The sequence below is a fragment of the Veillonella sp. 3_1_44 genome, from assembly GCF_000163715.1.
GTDB classification, from domain to species: Bacteria; Bacillota; Negativicutes; order Veillonellales; family Veillonellaceae; genus Veillonella; species Veillonella parvula_A.
Genome location: NZ_GG770199.1, coordinates 820,184 through 841,185 on the forward strand (window position 1 = coordinate 820,184; position 21,002 = coordinate 841,185).

General features: G+C 37.6%; 18 protein-coding genes, 1 tRNA gene and 1 riboswitch. Of the genes, 7 read left to right on the top strand and 12 right to left on the bottom strand.

The features are described 5' to 3' along the window. Position 1: 1 nt before the first annotated feature. On the bottom strand, positions 2-457 hold the full coding sequence (locus HMPREF0873_RS03780) for a PTS sugar transporter subunit IIA (protein ID WP_038125508.1): 456 nt from the start codon (positions 455-457) through the stop codon (positions 2-4). A 252-nt stretch (positions 458-709) separates the two neighbouring features. Here HMPREF0873_RS03780 and HMPREF0873_RS03785 point away from each other — a divergent pair, with 252 nt between their 5' ends. From HMPREF0873_RS03785 to HMPREF0873_RS03795, 3 genes are read left to right on the top strand one after another with little or no spacing between them, the layout of a single operon-like run. Then, positions 710-1,717: an iron ABC transporter permease gene (locus tag HMPREF0873_RS03785; protein WP_008714432.1), complete on the top strand. Its 1,008-nt coding sequence runs from the start codon at positions 710-712 to the stop codon at positions 1,715-1,717. A gap of 26 nt (positions 1,718-1,743) precedes the next feature. Beyond that, positions 1,744-2,490, top strand: coding sequence for an ABC transporter ATP-binding protein (locus HMPREF0873_RS03790; protein WP_038125509.1), 747 nt, complete (start codon positions 1,744-1,746; stop codon positions 2,488-2,490). Positions 2,491-2,511: 21 nt separating this feature from the next. Beyond that, entirely contained in the window at positions 2,512-3,516 is a 1,005-nt protein-coding gene (locus tag HMPREF0873_RS03795) for an ABC transporter substrate-binding protein (protein WP_008714434.1), read from the top strand. 231 nt (positions 3,517-3,747) lie between these two features. Here HMPREF0873_RS03795 and HMPREF0873_RS10005 read toward each other — a convergent pair whose 3' ends face one another. The 5 genes from HMPREF0873_RS10005 to HMPREF0873_RS03815 all read right to left on the bottom strand — a co-directional run bounded on the left by HMPREF0873_RS10005 (position 3,748) and on the right by HMPREF0873_RS03815 (position 9,860). Then, on the bottom strand, positions 3,748-3,921 hold the full coding sequence (locus tag HMPREF0873_RS10005) for a hypothetical protein (protein ID WP_004697552.1): 174 nt from the start codon (positions 3,919-3,921) through the stop codon (positions 3,748-3,750). A gap of 429 nt (positions 3,922-4,350) precedes the next feature. Next, positions 4,351-5,349 (bottom strand): inorganic phosphate transporter, encoded by a 999-nt coding sequence (locus HMPREF0873_RS03800; protein WP_008601598.1) that lies wholly within the window; start codon positions 5,347-5,349, stop codon positions 4,351-4,353. Beyond that, positions 5,342-5,971 carry a DUF47 domain-containing protein gene (locus tag HMPREF0873_RS03805; RefSeq protein WP_004697557.1) on the bottom strand — a complete coding sequence of 210 codons (630 nt, stop codon included), beginning with the start codon at positions 5,969-5,971 and terminating at the stop codon, positions 5,342-5,344. Before HMPREF0873_RS03805 ends, HMPREF0873_RS03800 begins: the two co-directional genes overlap by 8 nt. 271 nt (positions 5,972-6,242) lie before the next feature. Continuing rightward, on the bottom strand, positions 6,243-7,712 hold the full coding sequence (locus HMPREF0873_RS03810) for a [FeFe] hydrogenase, group A (RefSeq protein WP_008714435.1): 1,470 nt from the start codon (positions 7,710-7,712) through the stop codon (positions 6,243-6,245). Between the two features lie 132 nt (positions 7,713-7,844). Then, the gene (locus HMPREF0873_RS03815; RefSeq protein WP_038125510.1) at positions 7,845-9,860 is read right to left on the bottom strand and encodes an ABC-F family ATP-binding cassette domain-containing protein; all 2,016 of its coding nucleotides are present in this window, start codon (positions 9,858-9,860) and stop codon (positions 7,845-7,847) included. A 112-nt stretch (positions 9,861-9,972) separates the two neighbouring features. On the opposite strand from HMPREF0873_RS03815, the gene HMPREF0873_RS03820 reads away from it, so the two are divergent. After that, the gene (locus HMPREF0873_RS03820) at positions 9,973-10,293 is read left to right on the top strand and encodes a hypothetical protein (RefSeq protein WP_008714437.1); all 321 of its coding nucleotides are present in this window, start codon (positions 9,973-9,975) and stop codon (positions 10,291-10,293) included. Positions 10,294-10,336: 43 nt separating this feature from the next. Here the strand turns inward: HMPREF0873_RS03820 and HMPREF0873_RS03825 are convergent, their stop codons facing one another. From HMPREF0873_RS03825 to mfd, 5 genes are all read right to left on the bottom strand, one after another. Next, positions 10,337-11,491, bottom strand: coding sequence for a glycosyltransferase (locus HMPREF0873_RS03825; protein ID WP_008714438.1), 1,155 nt, complete (start codon positions 11,489-11,491; stop codon positions 10,337-10,339). An 82-nt stretch (positions 11,492-11,573) separates the two neighbouring features. Further along, a complete protein-coding gene (locus HMPREF0873_RS03830; protein WP_004696710.1) occupies positions 11,574-11,873 on the bottom strand; it encodes an HU family DNA-binding protein in 300 nt (99 codons plus the stop codon). 51 nt (positions 11,874-11,924) lie between these two features. Then, entirely contained in the window at positions 11,925-12,695 is a 771-nt protein-coding gene (gene mazG / locus HMPREF0873_RS03835; RefSeq protein WP_008714439.1) for a nucleoside triphosphate pyrophosphohydrolase, read from the bottom strand. Then, on the bottom strand, positions 12,679-14,286 hold the full coding sequence (locus HMPREF0873_RS03840; RefSeq protein ID WP_008714440.1) for a polysaccharide biosynthesis protein: 1,608 nt from the start codon (positions 14,284-14,286) through the stop codon (positions 12,679-12,681). Before HMPREF0873_RS03840 ends, mazG begins: the two co-directional genes overlap by 17 nt. Further along, positions 14,283-17,579 carry a transcription-repair coupling factor gene (gene mfd / locus HMPREF0873_RS03845; protein WP_008714441.1) on the bottom strand — a complete coding sequence of 1,099 codons (3,297 nt, stop codon included), beginning with the start codon at positions 17,577-17,579 and terminating at the stop codon, positions 14,283-14,285. The genes HMPREF0873_RS03840 and mfd overlap by 4 nt, the downstream gene beginning before the upstream one ends. Before the next feature lie 552 nt (positions 17,580-18,131). Between mfd and HMPREF0873_RS03850 the strand changes: the two genes are divergently transcribed. The 3 genes from HMPREF0873_RS03850 (at position 18,132) to HMPREF0873_RS03860 (ending at position 19,891) form a co-directional block, all read left to right on the top strand. Beyond that, positions 18,132-18,611: a hypothetical protein gene (locus HMPREF0873_RS03850; RefSeq protein ID WP_008714442.1), complete on the top strand. Its 480-nt coding sequence runs from the start codon at positions 18,132-18,134 to the stop codon at positions 18,609-18,611. Positions 18,612-18,887: 276 nt separating this feature from the next. Then, positions 18,888-19,382: a hypothetical protein gene (locus HMPREF0873_RS03855; RefSeq protein WP_008714443.1), complete on the top strand. Its 495-nt coding sequence runs from the start codon at positions 18,888-18,890 to the stop codon at positions 19,380-19,382. Between the two features lie 101 nt (positions 19,383-19,483). Next, complete coding sequence (locus HMPREF0873_RS03860; RefSeq protein ID WP_008714444.1) at positions 19,484-19,891, top strand: hypothetical protein; 408 nt, start codon at positions 19,484-19,486, stop codon at positions 19,889-19,891. 232 nt (positions 19,892-20,123) lie between these two features. Here the strand turns inward: HMPREF0873_RS03860 and HMPREF0873_RS03865 are convergent. After that, positions 20,124-20,208 (bottom strand) — tRNA-Leu (locus HMPREF0873_RS03865). A gap of 578 nt (positions 20,209-20,786) precedes the next feature. Then, a riboswitch (cobalamin riboswitch) is annotated at positions 20,787-20,959 on the bottom strand. Positions 20,960-21,002: the final 43 nt, after the last annotated feature.

Genomic DNA, 21,002 nt, shown 5'->3' on the forward strand with positions numbered 1-21,002 from the left:
TTTATTGCTCGTCTAAATGCTCTGCCAGGAATGCTTGAACATCATCGATACTTTCAAAGTCAACGGCCGCATCTAAGAATTCTTCAGCCTCAAATAAAGTAGCAATATCTGTTAACAATTGAATATGCTCATCTTTATTAGGAGCACATAAAAATAATGCGACAGATACAGGGTCATTATCAGGACTGCCAAAATTCAATGGTTTTTCCAATGTCACCAAAGCCGTTCCTACACGCTTTGCACCATGTTCTGGGCGAGCATGTGGCATAGCAAGACCTGGAGCCAATACGATATATGGGCCCATTTCGCGAACTACTTCAACCATAGCCTCTGTATAAGATGGATCCGTAAAGCCCGCATCAACCATCAGTTGACCACCATGACGAATAACATCCTCCCACGTCTCAGCGGGATAATGAAAGGATACATTATCCTCAGATAATAAATCTTGTATCAAACTAACACCTCCTAAACGTACTTCTGTACATATAGTTCTATTATAGCTATTATAATAAATTTTTCATATATCAAAATAACAATGAACTTATAAAAATGAATAAAGCTAACATAAGATTTTGCTATTTATAATTTAATAAACCCTTATACGTATAATACCTATACAGGTATTAATATTGTATATATATTGAAAATTCTCTATACTTAGATAAGACTTAAACTACCTAAATAAAAAATAGAATAAGGAGATTTTATGCAGACTTCGGTAAAAGTATTTGTACTCTGTCTAATCCTCTGTATTTCATTAGTAACAGCTTTACAGTTTGGCGCTAAATTCATTTCTCTAGACCAAATTATTTCAGCTCTTCTATCTATGATTGATGTAAATGCTACAGCATCTATGACTAATACGATTATTACAGATATCCGCTTACCACGACTTATTTACTCTGTTCTAACAGGTATAGGTCTATCACTTGTAGGTCTATTAATGCAAACTGTCACACGCAATGCCCTCGCAGATCCCTATGTATTAGGTGTTTCTTCTGGCGCAAGCACAGGTGCCGTTTTCGCTATTATCATGGGTGGGCTACCATTCTTAGGTCAGTACAATACGCCTATTTTTGCGGCCCTAGGCGCAGCACTTTCAATTATATTAGTCCTCTTATGTGTTGGTAAAAGCAACAGCCCCGTAAAACTTATCCTCATAGGTATGGGTATGACTGGTGTATTCTCAGCCTTAACGATGATGATTATTTACGGAGCCAAACACGAAGCTCAAGTGCGAAGTGCCATGTTTTGGCTACTTGGCAGCTTTGCGGGCATACAATGGGGTGATTTACCATTAACAGCAATCATCGTAATCTTATTTATGCTATATATCTATATGTTCAATCAAGACCTTGATGTGTTGCTACTCGGTAATCATGAAGCAGCACAAATGGGCCTTTCCGTTAAGCAGTTACAATTAAGCATCGTTATCATATCCTCTGTTGTGATCGCCACACTAGTATCAAAGGTTGGTGTAGTTGGCTTTATCGGCCTTATCATCCCTCACCTTGCTCGGATTATAGGCGGACCTAAACATAAACATACATTACTATTTAGTGCACTCATAGGTAGCATCGTTATGATCTGGTCAGACGTATTATCGAGAGCACTCTACAGTCCAGAAGAAATCCCTATTGGTGTGCTTACATCTTTATTGGGGGCTCCACTCTTCATTTGGATTATCATGAATCGTTATAAACACAATGGTTAGTGTATATCATATCTATAGGAGATACTATGTATCAAATTAATCAGCTGTCTTTTTCTTATGAAACCAAAGAAGTGTTAAAGAATATTTCTGTAACATTTCCTACCAATAAAATAACAGCCATAATTGGACCAAATGGATGTGGTAAGTCTACGCTACTTAGCCATCTATATCGACTTCATCCATCAAAAAACAAAATCACATTAAACGAAAAACCTTTAGAGTCTTATAAAGGTCGCGAATTTGCTCAATTAGTAGCAGTCTTAACACAATCTAGAGACGCTATGATCGATGATTTTCTCGTAAAAGATATTGTTCTCATGGGACGGTATCCGTACAAACAACACTTTGGCACCTATAGTTCTGAGGATGTTAAAATTGCAGAGCATTATATGAATGAAGTAGGCATCACCCATTTATCAAATGAAGAAATTCATCATTTATCAGGTGGTGAGAAGCAACGCGTATTCATTGCTAAAGCCTTAACCCAGAAACCTCAAATACTTCTTTTAGATGAACCTACTAATCATTTAGATATGAAGTATAAAGTGGCACTTATGAAGCAATTGCGTGCTTTTAAAGGCACTACAATTGTAGTCCTTCACGACTTAAATCTAGCGGCTCAATATTGCGATCATATAATCATCATGAACAACGGAACTATCCTAAAAGAAGGTTCCCCTACCGAGGTACTCACACCTGAAATTCTTGAACCAATTTTTGAAGTTCCTTTCAAAACCTCTTGGGATGAAGGGCGCTATCATTTATATTATTAATTAGTAAAGAAAGGACTTACTATGTTTCAGAATTTAAGAAAGTCAAAAAAATTATTATTAATCGCAATGACATGTGCTACATTCGCTATTGCTGGTTGTGGTTCTGATACTACAAAAACTACAGGTGATAACGGGACCTCTGTAACATGGAGTGAAACATTTGACGGTACAAAAACAGACTTTGCCGTAAAATCTGCCCCAACTCATGCAGTGTCCATGTCCCAAGCAACAACGGAAATGATGTTACAATTAGGCCTTGAAGACAAAATGGCTGGGACCGCTTTCAAAGAAGAAGAAATCTACCCACCTTTACAAGCGGCTTACGACAAAGTAAAAGTATTATCTGATAAATGGCCTTCCTATGAAGTATTCATGTCCGTAAAGCCTGACTTTACTACGGGATGGCCTGATTCTTTCAGCAAACGAGCCATTCCTGCAGATAAAATGATTTCCCAAAAGGTTAATATTTGGATCCCTGAATCCATGTTATCTACTAAAGCTGACCTCGAAACGAACTTCAGCGACATGATTAAATTGGGTGAGATTTTCGGCGTAAAACCTAAAGCTGAAGAATGGGTTGCAGGTCAACGTAAAACATTGGCAGCTATCCAGGATAAACTAAAAGACTTACCTCGTAAACGCGTTTTCATTTATGACTCTGAAGACGGTCAACCATTCACAGCATTCGAGGGTTATACTACTAACATCTTAAAACTTATCGGTGCTGATAATGTAATGAGCGGCTTAGGCGTTGATAAAACATGGGCTAAAGGTTCTTGGGAAACAGTAATTGCGCAAAATCCTGACTATATTATTATCGCTGACTATGGCAATTCTATTCGCAACGATGATGATTTCCAACAAAAAATTGAAAAGATCAAGGCTAATCCTCAACTTCAAGACATCACAGCCGTTAAAGAAGGTCACTTCATTCGTGTAAAACTTTCCGAAATCACTCCTGGGGTACGTACCGTTGATGCTCTAAAACGTTTAGCTGAAGAAATTCACGGCATCAAAGTAGACTAATTTAATATAACAAAATATAGAGTAATATGTAATATGTATTGTATATTATATATAACGAAGAAGGTCCCAATTCAAATGAATTGGGACCTTTTCGTACTGCTTGTATTGCACACAGCATATTGTTTTAGAGAGTAAAGATGTGTTGTAGTTGAAAGATTTAGAAATAATGAATTATTGTAAAATAGATTTAAAATGTATTAAATTGTATATGCTGTGACAATGCCTGATTATTTATACTTCTCGGCTATATTGTTGCCTATATCGTTTATCATTATTTGCCTTAATAGCCATGATCAATGGCTTTAGCGAAAGAAACTCTTCATCACTAAGTCGAAAGGTTCTACCAATACGTTTAATAGGATTACGTGGGCGCCCGGCACCGCGTCTAGATCCACCCCATGCCATATACATACCTCACTTTTCACTTGAAAAACTCCTTCTACCGATAGTATAACCTCCGATACATAAGTATGCAATAGCCATTCACTTTAAACAACCTCTTAACAGCCTATAAACAAGTAATAAACTTCATTTATTAGTAAAATGCATAATCAACAAAACACATATTTATAAGTATTTTCCCCTATTCAACTTGAATTGTAACATTAATGTTGCCAAATATAGATAAATCTCTTTTATAGAATATAGTATTTACAAATCAGTTTATTTCTATATTTTTAGATTATTTAGAAACTATCACGTACATATATAATAAATAGAATTTTAAAATAGAAAAGCAAATTATTTATAAATATGACAATATAGGAAGAATATTTTGACAAACAAAAAAGACTGCGTTTGCAGTCTTTTTTACTGTAATAAAAAGTATATGAATTAGCCAAATAGTAAGTGACCTACTTCATAAGCAATAGCGGCAACGATGCCAGATAATGGAATCGTTACAAACCAAGCCATAACCATAGATCTTGCTACGCCCCAGTTAACGGCTTTAATGCGTTTAGAAGAGCCTACACCTAGTAAAGAACCACTTACTACGTGTGTAGTACTTACAGGCAAATGTAAGAATGTAGCTGTAAAAATAGTAATCGCCGAGTTTAAATCAGCAGCGAACCCATTAATAGTTTCTAGTTTGAAAATCTTGGTACCCATTGTAGAGATAATTTTCCAACCGCCTACAGCAGTCCCCATAGCCATTGCAGTAGCACAACAAAGTTTTACCCAAATCGGTACATCTAATGTATCGATGAAACCACCGCTAAGTAAGGTTAATGTGATTATCCCCATCGCTTTTTGTGCATCATTAGAGCCATGAGAAAATGCCATCATAATAGCTGATACAATTTGCATGGATCTAAATCGATCATTTAAAGCAATTGGAGAAAATCTACCGAAAATAAGCAACAATACTTTCATCACAATATAGCCACCAATCATGGCTACAATCGGAGATAAAATAAGAGACAAAAAGATTTTTAAAATCCCCGCCTCATTCAACGCATCAAATCCTACAGACCAGCCCACAGCACCGATGATACCACCAATCAAAGCATGGGATGAGGAACTCGGGATTCCCCAATACCAAGTTAAAAGATTCCATGTAATGGCACCGATAAGGGCTGCAGAAATAATACCACTATCGATAAGAGATGGCGACATTACTATATCACCACCGATAGTCTTTGCAACACCTGTACTAACCATTGCACCCAAAAAATTGAGAGCAGCGGTCATCATAATTGCCTTTTTAGGCTCAATAGCTCGTGTAGAAACGGATGTGGCAATGGCATTCGCCGTATCATGAAAGCCATTGATATAGTCAAAGGCTAATGCTAAGAATACAACTAGCCATACTAAATAATGGGCATCAAGCATACTTCAATACTACCCGGCGGAATGTACCAACCAAATCTTCGCAGCCATCAATTACATCTTCCATAGCGCTAAGGATTTCCTTCCATTTGATAATTTCAATTGGATCTGTACACTCTGTAAAGAGCTTAGCCATTTCTTCATGATAGATATTATCCGCTTCAGACTCAAGTTTCAATACTTGGTGAACACGCCCCTCTACCTTCACATGATCCTTTTTAAGACTACCCATATAACCAATGGATTTATTGATATGCTTAACACATTTAACAACAATTTCACTCATGCGAATAGCACCATCACTTGGTTTGCCAACGTGATACATAACCATTTTATCCATGATTTCTTTGATATTATCCAATGTAGTATCCAGTTGGTCAATCAAAAGCTGAATATCCTCACGATCCATTGGAGTGATAAATGTTTTGCGTAAACGCTCTACAGTTTCATTTACTAATTCATCGGCAGCTTTTTCCTTTGTATCAATTTCAAGAAATGCCTCTTCCTTAGAGATATCCCCCTTAAACACGCGTTCCATCATTTCCGCACTTTCATAAGTTAGTGCAGCATGCTTTTCCAAAATACTGAAAAATTTTTCTTCTTTTCCTTTTAATTTAAAAGCCATGAAGATCCTCCCGAACCAGTATTGATTGCTTCTATAATAACAATTTAATTATAGCATACTACAAGTAATTCCTAAACCAATTTACCAATCTCTATATTTTAACCCCTATGCGTATATGGCATATATAGAATCTACATCTGTGAAAGCTTTTATTAACCATATTTCCACTATATAAAGTAGAAAAAAGCAGATAGCTGACTAACATATCAACTATCTGCTATATATTTCTTAGCTATCTTTGTGTTTTTTATTAACTAATAACCATCAACTCTTAGCTATTAGCTTCCGCTGCCGCTTTAGCCGCCTCTGCCGCCTTTTTCAAATTAGGTACGGATGTAGGGCATGTAGCAGGCGTACAAGCGCCATTAGGGCCTAAATCTTCAGAACGATTTACAAAGGTAGTATGTAACATGTGATGTGCTTTGTGGCTCATAGGTTTGCCATCAAAGAACTCAGCATACAATTTTTGGATATCTGGATTATCACAAGCAGCTTTTACAGTTACTTCTGCATCGCGAGTATACAAGGAAGCAATACGAGCTTCACGAGCTTTGTCAGCCATCGGTAATTTAACGCGTGGTTGACCACCACCACCGATACAGCCACCACGACAAGCCATTACTTCGATAAAGTCATAATGGATATTTTCTGCACGCATGTGTTCGATGAACTTACGCAAATTACCTGTACCATGAACTGCCGCTACGTGTAATGTTTTATCCCCAATCACTACGTCTGCTTCGCGAGCACCATCCATGCCGCGAATAGCTTCAAATGGAATCAATGTTTGAGGTGCATCTTCACCTGTCGCCATCTTGTAAGCCGCACGCATAGCCGCTTCCATAACGCCACCAGTGTTACCGAAAATGATACCACCACCAGAAGCTTCACCCATCAATGGGTCAAAAGCAGAATCTTCAAGATCATCAAAGTTGATTTCTTCTGCGCGCAACCATTTTGCAAGTTCCCGTGTAGTAATACAGTAGTCTGTATCGCGCATTTCTGGTGTATCCCAGTATTCCGCAGAGGAATTCATTTCATCGCGACGAATCTCAAACTTCTTAGCTGTACATGGTGTTACTGCAACAGCAACAATTTGTTTTGCATCAAGGCCCATTTTTTCAGCAAAATAAGTTTTTTGTGTAGGCGCTTGCATAGCAATCGGGCTCTTAGCCGTAGATAGGTTTGGCAAGAATTCTGGATAGAATGTTTCCGCAAACTTAACCCAAGCAGGACAACAAGATGTGAATTGAGGCAATACTGCATCACTATTAATAACGCGTTCTAATAACTCAGATGCTTCTTCCATGATAGTCATGTCCGCACCAAAGTTTGTATCAAGAATATAGTCACCACCCAATTTACGAAGAGCGGCTACCATTTTACCTTCTACAAATGTACCAGCCTCAAGGCCAAATTCCTCGCCTAAACCAACACGTACGGCAGGCGCAGTTTGGAAAATGACGATTTTATTAGGATCAGCAATAGCTGCTTTTACTTCATCAATTTCAGAACGTTCATTAATGGAATCGAATGGGCAAATAGATGCACATTGACCACAATGAATACAAATTGGATGATCCCCATTTGTTGTTAAATCATAATAATCAAATACACCCATGTCTACAGCACAAGCTTTACGACATAAGGAGCAGTTTTTACATTTAGTTAAATCTTGTACTAATGCAATATTTCCGTCTTCAATTGGCACGCGACGGTCTAAAAATTGGTACTTACTCATGAGTTCCTCCTACTTAGGTAACGTTGTTATCGTTAATCGTAGAAATTATACTATACATTGTGAGTTTTATCAATAAACTTACACGTAATTCCTTTGCATAACAGATATTAAAAAATAGCATGATAAAAGGAGTTATAGGCGTTCCTCTAATTCCATCCACCGTTCAGTGAGCACATCTATTTGAGTCTGTGTTTCTTCTCGTTCCTCCATCAGTGACTGCATTTTTTCATAATCAGTAGCCACTTGGCTTATCATAACATCGAGGCCCTTCACTAAATGTTCTAGCTTAGGCAATTCATCCATAATTTTGGCATACTCCGCTTCTTCTGCTTTATTGAGACCCTTCTTTGGTATTTCTTTGAAAGTATCTGTTTCATCACTAGCTACAACATTATCATTTCCAAGGGTATCTACCCTATTAGATTGATTATCAACAGAGTCATCGCTATCAGCCTCTCCACCTTTTACAGCTCGTACCGCTTTGGAATTAGCCGGTATATTATCATTTGGCATATAGAATGGGCGCTTGCTGCCACTACTTTCATCAAGAGCATCTTTGTAGTCAGAATACGAGCCATGAACGATTTCAATATGCCCATCGCCTGTAAAGACAAACAGTTTATCCACTACGCGGTCTAGGAAGTACCGATCATGGCAAACGGTGATGATGACGCCACTAAAGGAGTCAAGGAAATCCTCTAATACCTCCAATGTTGGAATATCAAGATCATTCGTCGGTTCGTCCAGCAATAATACGTTAGGGGCGCTCATCAACAATTTTAAGAGGTATAAACGACGACGTTCCCCGCCAGAGAGTTTTCGAATCGGTACACCATGTAATTCTGGGGTAAAAAGGAATCGCTCAAGGATTTGTCCTGCGCTCAATGTAGATCCATCACCGAGCACCATATAAGAGTGGTCCTCACGAATATAATCGAGAACGCGCATATCTTCATCAAATTCAGGTAGCTCTTGTTTAAAATGAGCAATACGAACGGTCTCACCTTTACCAATAGTACCTCTCGTCGCTTCGTAGGTGCCATCAAGGATATTCATAAAGGTAGACTTACCAACACCATTGGGCCCTACTATACCGATACGATCATGGCGTACCACGTGATAGGTAAAGTCCTTAATCATAGGACGTTCATCAAAATAAAACTCTAAATGCTCAATATCAAAGATGGTTTTTCCTAAACGTGTCTTCAGCGCAATAGGATCCATTTGATCCGGACGACGGGTTTTCTCCATATTCTTTAATTTTTCGTAACGGTCAAGACGAGCCTTTTGTTTTGTAGTTCTTGCCAGAGCACCACGACGTACCCATTCGATTTCCCGCTTTAAAAATTGACGTCGTTTTTCTTCCGTAGCAGCTTCACGAGCCTCTCGATCAGCTTTCAAGGCAATAAATTCTTCATAATTGCCATCGTATTGATACATATGACGATTTGATAGCTCTAAAATACCATTACATACGGAATCGAGGAAATATCTATCATGGGTACTGATTAATAATCCTCCTTGACGTACACTCAAATACGACTCTAGCCAATCAATACTATCTTCATCCAAATGGTTAGTCGGCTCATCTAGTAATAAAAGATCACATGGATATAGCAATGCTTGCCCCAATGCAAGACGACGCTTTTGCCCTCCTGATAACATAGCTACCTTTTGCTCCACATCAGGAAAGCCCAATTTAGATAAAATAATGCGCGCCTCTTGCTCTACTTGCCACCCGTCTTGCTGATCCATTTGCTCCAGTGCATTCATATAGTTGCGAGATATTTTAGCATCGTCTTTACCAGACTCTTGCATTTGGCGATACTCACGACTAATACGTTCAAAGACTTTTACCATTTGCAACCGAGGATGATTTCCATCAAGAACGGCCTCAAGCAAAGTAGCTTCCGCATCAAAATCAGGTGTCTGCGCTAAGTAATAAATGCTAGCCTTACCATTACGCTCAATGGTGCCTTTATCAGCTTCCATTTGTCCTGCTAATATTTTTAGAAATGTAGACTTACCCGTTCCGTTGATGCCCACAAGACCTAATCGTTTTTCCGTGGTAAAAGTCATACTCACCTCTTTAAACAGTAGCCTTGTGCCATATGATTTCTCTATGTTCTGTAAACTAATAACGTTCATATTCCGCTCCTATTTTGTAATTCTGTTATTTATTATACTACACATTACCATTGACAGTAACAGGCGCCCTCAGTAGAATAAACGTAACATATATATTCATGAGGAGGTCCACATGGCGACGGATATGGTTTTAGACTTTTATGAAAGTATCAACTTTGAACTTATCGACATTGATGGGTATGACACATTATTTACTGAGCTCTTAGAGGATGGCACGTATGCAACTGTGTCCGATGATGACGGCTATATGCCAGAGGACTTAGAGACACCAGTCGTATTCAATGTGTACGACGATAACGACTCCTTCCAATGGAGTGTTACCCTTGATGACTCTTACCAATTAAAAGATCTATTGGATGGTGCAGAAAGTACGGATGCTTTCTTAGTTACATTACAAAAACTTCGAAAAGAACATATTGAACAGTATCAATAGAAAAAAGCGATGGCCCTTTAGGTCATCGCTTTTTCTATATTGGTTAGCTAATTGCCTCTTGAGCTTTCACAAGCTCATCTTGTGCACTAGCATCTAAAATTTCAATGAGACTATTTACGATATCAGCAGCCCCATCCACATGCCATTCGCGAGCACGTTCAGACATTTGTTGAAGTCGCGGAGAATTAATTAACAGTGCAGTTACCACATCTTCTAAGTTGTGAATATCGCGAGCCCAACGAGCACATCCCCGTTGCTCTAACAATTCTGCATTTGCCTCTTCCTGCCCTGGGATAGCATTAAAGAATACCATTGGCAATCCGATTGTAACAGCCTCCATACAGGTCAATGCACCAGGTTTTGTAACGAGCAAAGACGATGATTTCATGAGCTCAGAAATATTGGTAGTATAACCATATACGGTGGTCTTCGTCTTCATAGATTCACTAAGGACAACTAACGATTCGTAAAGAGACGTATTTTGTCCGGCTACAACGGTAATTTCACCAATACCATTTACTTCATCTAGATGTTTTAAAGCCGTCTCAAGAGAGCCTAGACCCAGGCCACCACCCATAACAAGAACTTTCACAGGTTCCTCTAAGCTATACTCTTCAATAGCATCACGAAAAAAAGATCGCCGCACTGGAATGCCAGATACATGAATACGAGATTCATCGATACCTGAAGCTACCATTTCAGGTACCATAGATTCTGTTGCAACATAGTAAACATCAATCTGTGGATAGAGCCAAAACTGATGACTACTAAAATCTGTCATAATAGCCACTAGTGGCACATCTATATGACCTTGACGTTTTAAAATCGATGCCGCCCCACAAGGAAATGGATGTGTAAAGACCATTACATCTGGCTCTTCTTGTTGTACTAGTTTAAGCATGCGGCTTTTAAGTAGGTACGACAATGCAGTTTGCATAATGGTACCTCGTTTTTCCCCTTTCGATACGCGATAAATCATATCATAGAGCATGGGGAATACGTCAATCATCTTGATATAGGTACCCTTAATTAAATGCTCTACAGACATAGTTTCTGTATCAAGAAAATCAACATGGGTAATCGATGCTTGTGGCTCTTTTTCTTTCCAATATTCTTCTATGGCTCTTGCGGCTTGCATATGTCCAGTGCCGATTGAGGCAGACACGATGAGAACCTTCCTTGATGTTTCGTTATTCATAATGCACCCTTTCTCTGTGCATTATACCATAAATAGATAAAAAAAAGAGACCTCGAAAGGTCTCTTTCGCATCCAATATGGATTATTTTTTGCGTTTTTTAGCTTTTGCAGCGTTAACTTGTTCTTTCAAACCTTTACCAGCTTTGAATGCAGGGGATTTGGAAGCTGCAATTGTGATAGTTTTACCGTTTTGTGGGTTACGGCCTTCACGAGCTGCGCGTTCACGAACTTCGAAAGTACCGAAGCCGATAACTTGTACTTTGCCACCAGCTGCCAATTCTTGAGCTACTGTGTCAAATACAGCTTTTACTGCTTTTTCAGCATCTTTTTTAGTTAATTCAGTTTTTTGTGCAACACTTGCGATTAATTCTGTTTTGTTCATGACAGAACCTCCTTAAAATTACAATACCTTAGAAGTGTATAAACCTCTAGGTTACTTTTCCTGCACTTTAGCCTCCTCCCAAAAAGCATCGAGCTCAGCTAATGAAAAGTCTTCCCATGAGCGATCGCTTTGGTTAACACAAGCTTCTACATGTAAAAAACGCTGTCGGAACTTTGTGTTTGTGCGATTTAGTGCATTTTCACCGCTTATTTTATACCATCTGAATAGATTAATCAAGGAAAAAAGCACATCTCCTGCTTCTTTTTCCATATTTTCTCTATCATTTTGGTCAATAGCCTCCTTAAATTCCCCCATTTCTTCGGAAACTTTAGCCCAAACAGGATCAAGCTCATCCCAGTCAAATCCTAGCTTTGCAGCCTTTTCTTGGAGCTTATAAGCCGCCATTAAAGCAGGTAAACTTTTCGATACACCATCCAATACAGAATTTTGAATATTTTTCTTTTCTTGTGCCTTTAATTCATCCCAAGTGTATGATTTTTCATTATTTTCTGGGCTAAAAACACGAGGATGACGACGAATCATTTTTTCAGCGACATCATTAATTACGTCTTGAAGTGTAAAATAACCAGCCTCCTCTGCCAATTGACTGTGAAAGACAACTTGCAATAATACATCACCTAACTCTTCACGAAGATTCGGCATATCTTTATTATCAATGGCATCTACCACTTCGTAAGTTTCCTCTATAAAATAGCGACGTAAAGATTCATGCGTTTGCTTTTGATCCCAAGGACAGCCATTTGGTGCACGCAAAGTTTTCACTACATCGACTAAAGGTTGAATATCAATATTGTTCTTCATATAGCTTTGCTTCCTCCCTATTGCGTCGAGCTTGTAAGCGCTTGCCTATGATTGGGAAATGGTATATATCATCTTTTACGACAGCTTTAGTAAGCCATAACGATAAACCATATACAAAAATAGCCACTACAATTGCTGCAGCCACAGCGCCACCATTACCTAATAAGTCAACAGTGCTCACATAGATGACTTGTGTAGCACCGCCCATGGCCATGGCAGATACTATTATTTTTAATAACTCTAATGTGTTGAGTACCGAACCTACATATCTTTTTACAAAAATATAATTAATAAGCGCTGCAATAGCAAAGTTTAAATTCGTCGCCCAAGCGGCACCATTAATGCCCAACTCAACACTGCCTGTCAATTCATAATCTAAGAATGTCTTCACTAATAAGCCGATAAAAATCGACACCATAGGAATTACTGTCCTTCCTAACCCTTGCAAAACACCTGCAGTAACCTGCTGCCATCCGAGGAACACAATACTCAAGCTAATAACAGCAATAACAGGCCCTGCGTGGGGTGTTGCATATATTAATTGCGATATTGGCGTAGCTAGTACACAGAGACCAATACAGGCTGGAATCGTAAACATATTAGCAATTTTAATCGCCGTTTCCGCTCGTTTCACGATGCGATGTACATCACCTTGAGTATGGGCCTCAGATACGGCTGGCACAAGACTAGCGGCTAAGGACGTAGTTAGAATGATTGGCAACCCAATCAGAGATGTTGCCATCCCCGTTAAATAGCCAAATTGTGTGGTTGCTTCATTGAGATAGTATCCAATATCCATCAATCGTTTTGGGACGATAAATGTATCAATGAGTGATACCATAGGAAGCATAATATTCGCCATAGAAACAGGTATAGCAAGGCTAAACAAGCGTTTAACTACGGTGCCATTACTTTCACAAATAGCATTAGGATTCTGTTGTGAAAGCATCTTCTCTCGAACATTGCGTTGTCGGTAGTAAAAATAAATTAATACCAGTAACCCTGCCAATACGCCTGGGAATGTAGCAAAGGTCGCACCACCTGCCGCCAAATGGAGTCCACGATCAATGAAGTAGTATGCCAAACCTACCATAGAAGACACGCGAAAGATTTGTTCAAATACTTGACTCGTACCAGTAGGCACCATATACTGGAAACCTTGGAAATACCCTCTAAAACAGCTCAGGATGGTCACTACAAAAATGGCTGGAGATAATAACTGAATAGCAATTAAGGCACGTGGATCGGTGATAATATGATTATCTACGAGCCATTGCGCACTACCATATAAGGCCAAACTAAATACCAGCCCTAATATAGCGAGTACCCTTAAAGATACGGAAAATACTTGTTGTACGCCTCGCATATCATCATTAGCAAGTTTCTCTGCAATCATAATAGATATGGCTACAGGAATACCTGCAGCAGAAATACTAACGATAATTTGATAGATTGGATAGGCCATCATATATAGGCCAATTCCTTCACCACCTAAAATCCGTGCAATAAGAACCTTACTAAACGCACCGATGACCTTCACGATAATACCGGCTAAGGTTAAAATCATGGCTCCTTTTAAAAATCGATTCATAGGCCCTCCTTAGTCGGTGACTTGTGGCTAAGAGCCTTTATCACCGCTTCCGTAATGGTCAAAACAGAACCTTTCATGCCATTAAGATTCACATATAATGTGGCTGGCTTGGTGTCCATAAACTTCATTTTTTTCCATAAATCTTCTCGTACAGCCCCCATGTCCCAATCGGCCATTTTAGAATCGTCATACCAATGGATGGTGAGCTGCTTATCTCTACGGACGATACTTTTAATGCCCAGTATGCGCGCTTGCTCTTTAATTTGAGCAATGCGCAACAAACGATCTACTGGATCGGTTGGTGTACCGAAGCGATCAATGAGCTCATCCGTCATATCGTCGAGTTGCTCTTTAGATTTAATATGTAACAATCGTTGGTATACAGAAATCTTACGAGCGCTATCTTTGATATACGCATCATCAATAAACGCATCTACCTCTAAGTCGATAGCTGGATCAATGGATACATCTCGCTCAACTTCTTTATTTTGGGCCTTTGCAATCGCCTCTTCTAACATGCTCACGTACATACCAAAGCCCACGGATGCGATATTGCCATGTTGCTGTGAACCTAATAGATTGCCGGCACCGCGAATTTCTAGATCTCGCATGGCCAACTTGAACCCTGCACCGAGCTCTGTGAACTCTTCAATAGCTTTTAAACGCTTTTCAGCCGCCTCTGAAAGTATTTTATCTGGCCGATACATGAAGTATGCATAAGCACGTCTACGAGAGCGTCCTACACGACCTCGCATTTGGTATAGTTGAGATAAACCTAAGCGATCTGCATCATAAATGATGATAGTATTGGCATTAGGAATATCTAAGCCAGTTTCAATGATACTCGTGGACAAGAGTACATCATAATGACCTTCATAGAAATCGGTCATAATCTCCTCAATTTGACGGCCTGTCATCTGTCCATGAGCAATAGCATAACGCAAGCCAGGCAATGCGGATTCTAATAGTTCTCCCATGTGATTAATGGACGCGACACGGTTATATACGAAATAGACCTGTCCACCTCTTGCAAGTTCTCGTTTGATAGCATCTGCTATGAGATTCATATCGTATTCCACCACATAGGTTTGAACAGGCAATCGCTCCTCTGGCGGAGTATTGATAACAGACATTTCTCGAACGCCAACAAGGGACATATGTAAAGTCCGCGGAATCGGTGTAGCACTCAAAGTGAGTACATCGATATTGCTAGCCCACTCTTTCCACTTTTCTTTTTGTGCTACCCCAAAACGTTGCTCCTCATCTACAACGAGCATTCCTAAGTCTTTGAATACCACCTTTTTATTAAGTAATGAATGAGTTCCAATGAGAATATCAATAGATCCATCCTCTACGCCTTTAAGAATTTGTTTTTTCTCTGATGTAGTTCGGAATCGATTAAGCACATCTACTTTTACCCCAAATGGAGCAAAGCGATTTAAAAAGGTTTGGAAATGTTGCTGTGCTAAAACCGTAGTCGGTACAAGTACTGCCACTTGTTTTCCGCTCATAACAGCCTTAAAAATGGCGCGCATAGCCACTTCCGTTTTACCAAAGCCTACATCACCAGCGAGCAAGCGATCCATAGGAACAGGTCTTTCCATGGATTCTTTAATCTCTGCGGTAGCCTGTAATTGGTCTTTCGTTTCCTCATAGGGGAATGCATCTTCAAACTCTTGCTGCCATGGTTGGTCTGGCAAGAATGCAAAACCTTCTGTGATTTCTCGTTGTGCATATATCTCAACGAGTTTATCTGCTAAATCATCAATAGATTTTTTTGCCTTTGTAACAACCTTGCTCCAGTCACGGCCACCCATCTTATTAATACGTGGCACATCACCTTCGTTGCCAATATATTTTTGCAGTTGATCTAAATTATTAGCTGGTAAGAATAGTTTGTCCGTTCCAGCATAAGCAATCTCAATATAATCGCGGTGAATGCCTTCCGTCTCAATTGTTTTAAGACCAATATACTTGCCGATACCATGCATATTATGTACTACATAGTCACCAGGCGTTAAATCTGTAAAATAATTGATTTCTTGGCCCTTTTTAGGCTTATTACGAAGCTTGCGCTTTTGCTGTCCGTAAATATTACCTTCTACGACAACCACGAGATGGCTATTGGGCAATTCAAAACCATCTGTTAATAAGCCCTTTAAAATAACGACGGTGTTCGACTTTGCTATCCATGTATCACTATGAATAAATGCAATATTCTCCCCTTCAAGGGCGCGCTCAATACCTTCTCGTCGTTGCTGATTATTTAGTACTAGTACCACTTGATGATTTAAACGATGCCATTGTTTAATTTCATCTGTTAATAGGGGAATTTGACGCTCAAAGCTCGTCATCGTCTTCCCTTGAATACCAATAGGGTTAAATCCAGTGAGACCAATAGAACGTTGTTGCATAAACGTGAAAGCCACTTGATTCGTAGCATCTACAGTGCGTTGTAGTTCATTCCAATCACAATGATTTTTCCGATGTGTAGGATCTTCTTTTAAGAATTTCTTTAACGCCTCTTGAATACGACCTGGCTCGTCATAAATCAGAGTGCCCTCTTTCACATATGATAGTAAAGTACTATCTGCATCACTTTTACCAAGAAAGAAAGGCGTCACCGTATAGGATTCGATTTGTTCAATAGAACGTTGATTCTCAACAGAGAAGAAACGCAATGTATCGATTTCATCACCAAAAAACTCAATGCGAATCGGATGATCACTATTTACAGGATAAATATCCAAAATATCTCCACGCACGGCAAAATGACCACGTTGTTCCACCTGGTCTACGCGTTCATATCCAATTGTTACGAGCTGTTCAAGGGCTACATCACGTTCAATTGAATCATTCAAAGCAAAATGCAACGATTGCCCCTTCAAATAATGGGGAGATACAACATATTGTGTAACCTCTTCAGCATTGGCAATGACTACTGCCGGCTCTTGCCATGCTAATAATGCTAATGCTCGCATTTGTGCACCTTGATCTTCAAGACTACGTGCTACAGTCGTAAAGTCTACATGATCTGTTATAGGAAATGATTGGACTGGCACATTAGGCCAGAAGAAGGCTAAATCTCGCTCCCACATCTCCTTATGATCCTTATCATGGACTACGATGACTACAGGCTTTTTAAGACCTGCAGAAAAAGATTGGCTTAAGAGAAAACTTTTTTGAGATCCACTAAGACCATATATGACTGACTTTCCCTTACGCTGAAATGCGTTTAGCCCATCCACAAAGGATGGGTTCTGTGAAAGCAGTTTTGTTAATGTATTATCCATACTGCACCATATAGTATTAATTTAAATCTTGTAACTTATTAATTATAACATATTTAAAAATATCAAAGATTCATCTATTTCAATTTTCGAAATACAGAAATATTAATTGACCTTATCACTCTAGTTAATTTATTATTAACACTTTTGATTCTTTATAATTACAATAACCATATACCACAATTTTTATTATAAACAGCTATAAGCCCTAAAACTTTTAATAATATATCTTAACAAGATACATTTCTATTCTTTTATACAATCTTACTTATACCCAATACCTATTGCATAAAGTTTTATACTGGCTTTTTCTCATTTTTACTCATTCAATGATTTACTTTCTAGTGTACTCTTAATTTCAGAATCCTTATTTATATGAAATAATATCTAATATTAGTATAGCTTTTAACACTCCTATACTATAAATTCAAATATCTTTGTTATTGTTTTCAAGTAAACATAAATCTAGAAAAATAGTTATGTCCTAACAACCTTCATCTTCATTTCATTTGCTAATCACTTTTGATATAATCATTTTAGAAAGGAGGTGATTATATGACTAAAACAATAAGAGAACTACAACTACTTGAAGCGGCTATAGTTGAAGCTTTATCCCTTGACGAAATCTATGATGTTAAATTCTTGTGCAAAATTAATAATGAATTGGTATCATGCAATACACTTACATATTTTGATAATACACCATGTATTCCTATTCCTCCAGATGCCTTTTTAGGTAAGCCTAATAAATTTGAACCATTCTTCCCAATGGATATTTTACATGCTATAGATCCTAGTTTGAGCGGTTCATCATTAACCATATTCTTAGCAAATATAGTAAATTCACAAGATTTTTTACTATCTATATTTTCTGAATTAGATTTAAAATCGATTGCTAATATGAAACAGCTTGAGCAATTACCATTAACATTAAGAAATGTTACGTTTTTAAAAAATAATCAAACGTTCCCATTTATTCTTGTTGATGAAAATGAACCAATTACGGTTCTTTCTTTATCAGCAACTTTGAAATAAATTAGATTCAAATATTAATACTTAAAGGATTCCATTTGAACTTGAATATGTGAATCCTTTTTTCTTTTATACTATAATACTCTCTATTGCTATATATTCCTTAAATAGTACTTCTATAAAATTTTTTGTTCTTGTAAGTTCTTTATTTCCTTTTTTACTATTGTAAAAATCAAACATAGTATACTTATCATATTTCTCTAATTATTTTTTCTTTTCTATTCCTATTTTAATTGTATTTTTTTAATAGTATAATCACTTTATAAAGGTGGTGATTAGTTGAAAGACTTTTTTAAAGACCATGAACCTGGAATTAGTGCTTTGTTAGCATTTATTTTTTCTGGAATTATTTGGTTAATTCAGCCTCAGGAATTTATTCCTAGCTATCTCCTTATTATTATGTCAGCAATCACATTACTTATGTTTTACTGTTTTATGCGCGAAAGATATTTATTAACCAAACCAATTCAAAATCCTAATTTTAAAGCTACAATTCACGATTGTTCGGAAAAAGGAAAATTAGTATTCACAGTTAATATTCAATCAGTACTATCTCAAGGCAGTTATTTTCTTATTGCTGAGCTTTCTAATGAAACAGAAACTATAGTTGCGTGGGGTATTATTGATTCTGTAAATACTAAGGGCTTATATCAAGCTAAATACAATATGTTTGATCAAGACCCTCATAAATTGACTAAAGAAAATTTAATCATTAGACCCTCACTAACAGAAAGGTCTTTATCTTTAATGCAAAATGCTAAATTTCCAAAATAAATTAATTTCCAAAGCAACTATTACTTACAACAAAAAAGTAATTATATTAATTTGATATATCTATATCTCTTGAATATAAATATTCTTTTTGGGAGGTTTTTATGAATATAACTAAACAAATCAAAGTAATTCAAACTCTTGACGATAATGATAAAGTAGTTCTAAATGTTGGCTCTACTGATGGTATAACTGATAATCAGCGCTTTCTTATATATTCATTAGGTTCTGAATTTTTTGACCCAGATACCAATGAAAATTTAGGTCGTTTAGAAATCGTTAAAGGTACAGGTGTTGTTATTCATCTACAACCTAAAATGTGTACGGTAAAAAGCGATCGAATTGACAAAAGCATTAATACTAAAGTTATCACACAAGAGTCATCTTGGACTACTTTATCTTTCCCTGGTCAAAAAATTACTGAATCAATACCTGTCGAAACTCAATTACCATTTGATAATCCTGAAGTTGGCGACTTTGCTAAAATTATAGAATCTTACCCAACCAAATAATGCATTTTAAATTTACCATAAACATTTTCGATAGTGTACTCTCTGAATATTTACAATATACTTTTTACTTATCGCTCTTTATAAATCTACCTTGATAGAAATCAGACAAACCAAGAGTTTTAACTCTTACTTTCATTTCACAGAAATGATGCCCTCATAGTACAATAATCAAAAATATATTAATTATTATAAGTGGGCAAAAAAAAATACACCTCTAAAGGTGCAATAAAGTTGGTGCGGGAGAAGGGACTTGAACCCCCACGCCGTAAGGCGCCAGATCCTAAGTCTGGTGCGTCTGCCAATTCCGCCACTCCCGCGTCTCAACTGAAATAATAATATCATGTATAGAATTCATCGTCAATCATTTTTTTATAAATGACTTAAAATTCATACATCTAAAAATAGATTCCAAGAAATAGATTCCAAGAAAAACAACTATCTAATTACACCTTACTATTTATGTAAACCCAAAGCAAATTCTAAATCTAAAAGCTCTTAATTATTCTACGATTCTATATCTATTTACACTTCATCTAAAGCTTAACGCTACAGACCTCTATCTAAAAGATCTTACCGATAATTAATATTTGCAAAATAAAAAGAGACTGACCCAGAGTCCGAACTACTAGAACCCTGGGTCAGCCTCTTTTTTAGGATGATGATGAATAAATGCATGCCCTACATTTACCATAAAATATATTAACAGTCATAACATATGTCATGCTGGTAATACCAAAAAGGTAATCCACCATGACCATAGCACGACATTTAGGTCGTATAGAACTAAAATCTAAATCAACTATAATACAATTTAGATTCAATAGAACTAAAAAATCCTTTTTACGGGTACGTAAAAAGGAGCTATTAACTTCTCCTCCCTATCTCTCGTAGGTCAAATGGTGAATGTTGAATAGGCAGTTCTCCTGACTCGGCGTCATCGCTCATCTAGCCTTCCCAGTTTCCCAGTGACTTAATTTAGACTCGCTCGACCATACAGTGGCGGGACCGTGCTGGCATTTAACCAGCTTCTCTATTATGCTTTTCAGCACCTATTCCCAAATATTATATTTTCTATGCTTTTATTCTAACAGTCTACATTCATTTAGTCAAT